The organism is Selenomonas sp. AE3005, assembly GCF_000686945.1.
In the GTDB taxonomy this organism is placed as follows: Bacteria; Bacillota; Negativicutes; order Selenomonadales; family Selenomonadaceae; genus Selenomonas_A.
On the sequence record NZ_JMME01000023.1, the window covers coordinates 1 to 5597 of the forward strand.

Here is a 5597-nt window from a genome sequence, read left to right on the forward strand (position 1 = left end):
TGGCAAAATCTAATTCGGTTTAATTGAGTTAAACGAGTTAAGTTAAAAAGTTAATTCGACAAAACGAGTTAAATTTGCAAGCGACATCGATGTCGGTCGCAAAATGGAGGTGACGAGCATGACGAAAGATGAACGGACAGTTTATGTTTTCGCGCTGCGCTATGCGTTGCCACGACATACATACGCATTGTCTATTGTAAGCCGGGAAATATTGTCAAGGCTGAATGAATTTGAGGATTGGGAGCTTGACGGCATGATTCGTGATTGCTGGATATATTATCCGTCGTTAGATTTCGGCGGCGATATAGACAGACAAAAAGCTGACGAGTTCAAGAATAAGCTGTTTACAGAACTTACAAAGCGTGGCAGGGACGATTTGTTGTCACGGCTTAAAGATGAGGCTGAAAGGAGAGGGCTATAAATGGCAAAGCACAAGCACATACCGTTTGTTGTCCTGGGCGCACATGATAAGCCAAACAAGGGCATGATAGCGTACAAGGTAAAAGATGGTAACTCTTACTGGCTATCAATCGTTCAGTTGAAAAATGATGGCAAGTATGATTTTGGTGACACCTACGATAAAGACGATATTGAGGGCGTGTACCAGTCGATACTATTCTGTGATGTGCGCAGCGTTGATGCAATGATTAAAGAGTTGCAGATGATTAAACAGCTGATGATTAAAGATAAGCTGCCGGAGCAGGATAAAGAGGCAGTGCAGGATTTGATGGTGTTCAAAGAGAGGTATACAAATGGGGAAAGCACAAAGAGATAAAGGCAAGCGCGGAGAATTGCAATGGCGCGACGAGTGCCGAAAACATGGCTATAATGCGCAGAGAGGTAGTCAAAGTAATGGTGCGGTCATAGCTGATGTGATTGGATTGCCAGGTATTCACATTGAGTGCAAGTTTGTAGAGCGTTTAAATTTAAGGGCAGCTATGGAACAATCTGAGAATGACGCTAAAGACGGCGAAATACCAATTGTTGCGCACAAGTCTAATCGTAAACCGTGGTTGGTGACGATGAATAGTGAGGATTTCTTCAAGTTGTATAAGGCATGGGGGGAACAGCTATGAAATACAAAGCCGGGGATAAAGTTCGGATAAGAAAAGACATTAAATTGGACGAAGATTATAATGGTATAATTGTCACAATGTCAATGCTAAGGCATGTGGGAGAGGTGTGCACTATACAAGGTACTGGTTGTGATGGTTGTTACTATTTTAAAGAAAATATTTACGCATGGGCGGAAGACATGATTGAAGGGTTGGCAAATGATGCACCTGACATAACAAAGCTGACTATTGCAGATGCTATCAAGCCGAACTATTATCAGTATCGTGAAGGTGATGTGTTCGACATGGCAGCACACTTTCAGCTAAATTTTCCATTAGGTAACGCCCTTAAATACTTGTTACGAGCCGGACATAAAGACCCTGCAAGGAAAATTGAGGATTTGCGGAAATGTATTCAATGTATTCAAAGAGCTATTGAGATTGAGGGGGAAAAGTATGAGTAAAGATGAAACGCGACGGAAAAAATCATATAAGTTTGTCAAAAAGATTTTTGCTAATGAGCAGTTGATTAAGTTAGCTGTGGTTGAGGCAAAGACTGCTGAACGCAGGGAAATGTGTGGAGGTGGTGGCGGTAATTCGTATCGGTCAGATATCACGGCAGGAAAGACAATACGAATATTAACACCGGTTCCGATTGTGCGTATCGATGATTGGCTGTTACGTCGGCCGGAGGATTGGCTGAAAGTCATTGCCCTGACGTATGCAAATACACGGGAGTTAGAGAGGGAAGTAATGCGCAAGTATTATAACGGCTACAAGATTTCAGAGCTTGCAAACGAGGCTAGTCCTCATTACTGCGGATACGCAGAGTCTACCTTGTTTGCAATACTTGACAGATTTCAGTCGCTTGCTGTGGAAATTGCTTGTCAGTTTGGTCTTATACGTGTGGTGGATATCGCATAAAAAAATACCCCGGCGATTAGTGCCGGGGTTTTAGTGCGTTTTTATTCTGTTTTGGGTGGTTCCTGACCTGCTTTTTCGTAACAGGCTTCACGGATAAATTGTGCAAGCGATAGTCCAGCGGTTTCAGCAAAAGCCTTGAAGATATCCTTTTCTCCTTTGGGAATGCGGATTGCTAACTGCTCTAGGTTTGCTTTGTTCCACTTGTTTGTTGCGCGTCTCTGCGCCTCAGATACTGCCATGATTCATTCCTCCTGTCTAAATTATACTGCTAGTATTAGAGATTTACAAGGGCTTTGTATCCTTTGTCTAATATCCACCCTTTAGGTGCCCATTCTATTTGTTTACCTCCGATACGGTGGTGGTAGAGGTATTCAATAGCCATCAGCATATCATCCAGTCGCTTAGTGCTAAGCAGGGTGTATTCGTGGTGGCAGCCCTCCTCATGCCATAACACATAATCGTCTGTATAGCGCGTGTACTGGCTCACGTGGTAGCGGAAGTGGTGGCTAAGGGCATTCAGCATAGCTCTGTAGTGCTTGGGGATTACTACGGGTATACTTATGTCTGACATTAAAACCAGTGCTTTCATGATTACCTCCTTATGCAATATATTTTCTCATATCGTCGTAGAAGTCCTGCTCAAACAGGTCAGGGCGGTACTTTTTAACTATGCTGTAGTGGTTTATCCGGGTGGGGTCAAGTTTGAGAATTTCACAGAGTAGAGCAATTCTGATTCTAAAGTCAGCTGCTACCTCTTTGTTGGTGTATTTGTTTTTTAGATAGCAGTCACAGCACATTGCCAGGAAATTGTAACAACGGGATTTTGTGGTTTCTCTAGTCATTTTGATAACCTCCTTAATTCTTTTTTGAACTTGCTTAGGAGCTGGTTCATTCTTTGTTCTTTGCCACCTTCATCGTCAATGACGATGTTGTATGCTTCAGTGTTGTACTTATCGCATAAAGGGAGCGGAACAAATGTGCCGTGTGGTGCAACGCCGACAGAAAGGATTATGTCGTCCCCTAAGTCGTAGTAGTTGCAGTACCAGCCATATTTACCTTCAGTGTAGGCGAATGGTTTTTTGTAGCGTAGCAGGAAGTATAAATCTCCTGTTACTCTGTACGGGTGCCAGGATTCGGCTTTCTTGCGACTAACCTTTGATGTATCCATAATGCGCCTCCTTATTCAGGTGTTCTTGCTTATCGCCACTTTGGTGGTTTATGGAGTCTAGCAAGTTTCCCTGCTAGGCTCTTAAACTATCAAAGTAACCCTTTGTCCTTGAAGGAACAATACCGTGCATTGCCGATGATTACGTGGTCAAGTACATTTATATCCATGATTTTCCCGGCCTTTACAAGTCGTTCAGTAACGGCTTTATCTTCTCGGCTAGGGGTGGGGTCGCCACTTGGGTGGTTATGGGATACGATTATGGCGGCGGCATGTGCTTTGCAGGCGGCCTCAAATACTTCTCTTGGGTGTACTACACTAGCGGAGAGAGAACCGGTGCTAATGATTTTATGACCGATAACGTGATTTTTGGTATTAAGAAACATTACTACAAAGTGCTCTTTAGTTTCGTATTTGAGAAGTGGCATTAAGTAATTTGCAACATCTTCAGGGCCGTGGATGACCTTTATTTGTTTAGATTGTTTTTGACCTACCTGCCGGATAAGTTCTGCAAGTGCCTTAAATTTAACCATTTGTAACTTGGTAAGTTTCTTGCTTGGAAGTTCGCCGTATGTGGCAAGCTCCATCGTTTCCCTTATCTGTAAGCCTTCATCTATGGCAAGTACACTTTCCTGCGCCTCTTTGAATACTTCGGGGTCAATGTCGGTCAAAACACTGATAAGTTCTTCAGTGGTCAGAAGTCGTGGGCTGTGGCTCAGTCGTTCCATAACGTCCGGGTTTTTCAATGCTTTCATGATGTACACGTCCTTTCTTGTTTGTAGCTTGCCATCATCGGGTGGTAGGTTGCTATCCTTTCCACGACCTCCCCGAAGGGAGGTTTCGGCTTAGTTGTTGTTGGGTACACGGCGTTTTTTGATGCGGTATGGGCGATTGTCATTGTTGCGATAATCTTTGAGCATATCCCGTGCATTTCTGTAATTTTCTGCTGTCAAAACGTATTCCCAACTTCCCGATTCGGTGTAGAAACATTCGATTTCGTACTCATCGTGAGTTTTTCTTACGTATGCCATTCTGAACGCCTCCTTACTGAACCTTGAAAGTAACTTCATGACCGGGATTCTCTTTGATGAGGATTTTCTTCATTTCAGCTACCATCACATTGCGGTCAAGTGCGGCCTGTACAACGTCGACCAGTTTTTTACCATCGAGGTATGCCCAAATTGTCTTTTTCTTCATTTTCCTCTCCTCCTGTATACTGCTAGTAGTATATTTTAGGGTGCAGTGAGTCCTTGTTTGTGCCAGCAGCAGGATTTGTACTATCTTGGACAGCTCCTGCCGGGTGTGGTGTGTTTGTGTGTTCCCTTTTCTTGATTCTAGTATACTGCTAGCAGTATATGATGTCAAGAGGTATTTTGAAATTTTTTTAAATTTTTTTGAGAGCGCGTAACTCCAATAGTAACAAGGGCTGAAAGGGTGCTATAATATTATCATAGGGAATGTGGGAGAGAAAAAATCGCCTCCCAATAATCCCAAAAACCTCCTAGTTGGGTTCTTGCTTAATTGATTCATCCCTACAGAAAGCACCTGTCGTAATGATGGGTGCTTTTCTCATGCTCAGAAGGGAGCGCGAGGCAACGTACAGCCGGAGCAAAGCCAATAGGAGGATAAAAGCATAGAGAACAACGGGAGGTGAAAAGCCAATGGTAACAGATTGTGTCGTAAGAGAATATAAACTGTACGGCAGCGAAGATAAAACAGTTGCCTCAGAGATGAAAAACCTTCTCAATGATGGATATAAGGTGACATTGCACTATTCCGCAGGTGGTGTAGGGTGTGTACTCTTAGAGGCTATCCAAGAGAAGGAAGAAGAAAAGCCTAAAACTAAGACGACTAAAACCACCAAGAAGGATTCGGCAGCAGAATAAATCATGTGTCACCTTCTAAGTGGTTATCAGGTAGAAGGAAGGTGATTATATGGCTAGAAAAGGCGAAATGACTCCACAACAGAAGGCTTTTGCTGATGAATACCTGTCTAATGGCTATAACGTGTACCAAGCTGCAATTTCAGCAGGATATAGCAAGGCTTATGCCAAGGTGGATGCTTATGCACTCCGAGATAAACCGAGAGTGAAGGCCTATATAGATGCTAAGATGAAGCCTATCATTGCTGCTAGAACGCTGAAAGTCGATGAAGCTGTAGCGATGATTAGCGACATTGCTATGGGCAAAGAGAACAAAGACGGCAAGACTCCTAGCGACAATACACGGCTGAAAGCACTGGATATGCTTATGCGTGCTAATGGTCAGTACACAGATAAGGTCGAAGTCAGCGGTGATGTTGACGTTGCAAGCATTCTGAAGAAGGCAAAAGGCAGAGCTGATAAGGCTAAAACGTCCTCTGACTAAAGACAGGGTATCGGAAAATCCCGTGGTTATACTTCAAAAACCTTGAATTTGTACTGTAGATTGTGGACATTGGGCAAATTTCATGG

At 43.3% G+C, this 5597-nt stretch carries 14 protein-coding genes; 7 read left to right on the top strand and 7 right to left on the bottom strand.

The window, feature by feature from the left end:
* The first annotated feature begins 118 nt into the window (after positions 1-118).
* The 5 genes from DL94_RS0111500 to DL94_RS0111520 are packed head-to-tail and all read left to right on the top strand — an operon-like array spanning position 119 to position 1979.
* Positions 119-421, top strand: a complete 303-nt coding sequence (locus DL94_RS0111500; protein WP_028130276.1) for a hypothetical protein — start codon at positions 119-121, stop codon at positions 419-421.
* Positions 422-775, top strand: a complete 354-nt coding sequence (locus tag DL94_RS0111505; protein WP_028130277.1) for a hypothetical protein — start codon at positions 422-424, stop codon at positions 773-775. It begins immediately after the preceding gene.
* The gene (locus DL94_RS0111510; protein WP_028130278.1) at positions 753-1076 is read left to right on the top strand and encodes a PDDEXK family nuclease; all 324 of its coding nucleotides are present in this window, start codon (positions 753-755) and stop codon (positions 1074-1076) included. The genes DL94_RS0111505 and DL94_RS0111510 overlap by 23 nt, the downstream gene beginning before the upstream one ends.
* Positions 1073-1519 (top strand): DUF3310 domain-containing protein, encoded by a 447-nt coding sequence (locus tag DL94_RS16330; protein ID WP_051586438.1) that lies wholly within the window; start codon positions 1073-1075, stop codon positions 1517-1519. The genes DL94_RS0111510 and DL94_RS16330 overlap by 4 nt, the downstream gene beginning before the upstream one ends.
* A complete protein-coding gene (locus DL94_RS0111520; protein WP_028130280.1) occupies positions 1512-1979 on the top strand; it encodes a hypothetical protein in 468 nt (155 codons plus the stop codon). Before DL94_RS16330 ends, DL94_RS0111520 begins: the two co-directional genes overlap by 8 nt.
* Before the next feature lie 41 nt (positions 1980-2020).
* On the opposite strand, the gene DL94_RS0111525 is transcribed toward DL94_RS0111520, so the two are convergent.
* The 7 genes from DL94_RS0111525 to DL94_RS16335 all read right to left on the bottom strand — a co-directional run bounded on the left by DL94_RS0111525 (position 2021) and on the right by DL94_RS16335 (position 4341).
* Positions 2021-2218 (bottom strand): hypothetical protein, encoded by a 198-nt coding sequence (locus DL94_RS0111525; RefSeq protein ID WP_037371845.1) that lies wholly within the window; start codon positions 2216-2218, stop codon positions 2021-2023.
* Between the two features lie 35 nt (positions 2219-2253).
* Entirely contained in the window at positions 2254-2568 is a 315-nt protein-coding gene (locus DL94_RS0111530; protein ID WP_028130282.1) for a hypothetical protein, read from the bottom strand.
* A 10-nt stretch (positions 2569-2578) separates the two neighbouring features.
* A complete protein-coding gene (locus tag DL94_RS0111535) occupies positions 2579-2821 on the bottom strand; it encodes a hypothetical protein (protein ID WP_028130283.1) in 243 nt (80 codons plus the stop codon).
* Positions 2818-3147, bottom strand: a complete 330-nt coding sequence (locus tag DL94_RS0111540; RefSeq protein ID WP_028130284.1) for a hypothetical protein — start codon at positions 3145-3147, stop codon at positions 2818-2820. Before DL94_RS0111540 ends, DL94_RS0111535 begins: the two co-directional genes overlap by 4 nt.
* An 89-nt stretch (positions 3148-3236) precedes the next feature.
* Positions 3237-3899 carry a RadC family protein gene (radC, locus tag DL94_RS0111545; RefSeq protein WP_037371846.1) on the bottom strand — a complete coding sequence of 221 codons (663 nt, stop codon included), beginning with the start codon at positions 3897-3899 and terminating at the stop codon, positions 3237-3239.
* 90 nt (positions 3900-3989) lie between these two features.
* Complete coding sequence (locus DL94_RS0111550) at positions 3990-4175, bottom strand: hypothetical protein (RefSeq protein ID WP_028130286.1); 186 nt, start codon at positions 4173-4175, stop codon at positions 3990-3992.
* Between the two features lie 13 nt (positions 4176-4188).
* On the bottom strand, positions 4189-4341 hold the full coding sequence (locus tag DL94_RS16335; protein WP_197020750.1) for a hypothetical protein: 153 nt from the start codon (positions 4339-4341) through the stop codon (positions 4189-4191).
* A 464-nt stretch (positions 4342-4805) separates the two neighbouring features.
* On the opposite strand from DL94_RS16335, the gene DL94_RS0111560 reads away from it, so the two are divergent.
* Together DL94_RS0111560 and DL94_RS15415 are read left to right on the top strand one after the other, a co-directional pair.
* Positions 4806-5030, top strand: a complete 225-nt coding sequence (locus DL94_RS0111560) for a hypothetical protein (RefSeq protein WP_028130287.1) — start codon at positions 4806-4808, stop codon at positions 5028-5030.
* A gap of 49 nt (positions 5031-5079) precedes the next feature.
* The gene (locus tag DL94_RS15415; RefSeq protein ID WP_051586439.1) at positions 5080-5511 is read left to right on the top strand and encodes a terminase small subunit; all 432 of its coding nucleotides are present in this window, start codon (positions 5080-5082) and stop codon (positions 5509-5511) included.
* The last annotated feature ends 86 nt before the right edge of the window (positions 5512-5597 follow it).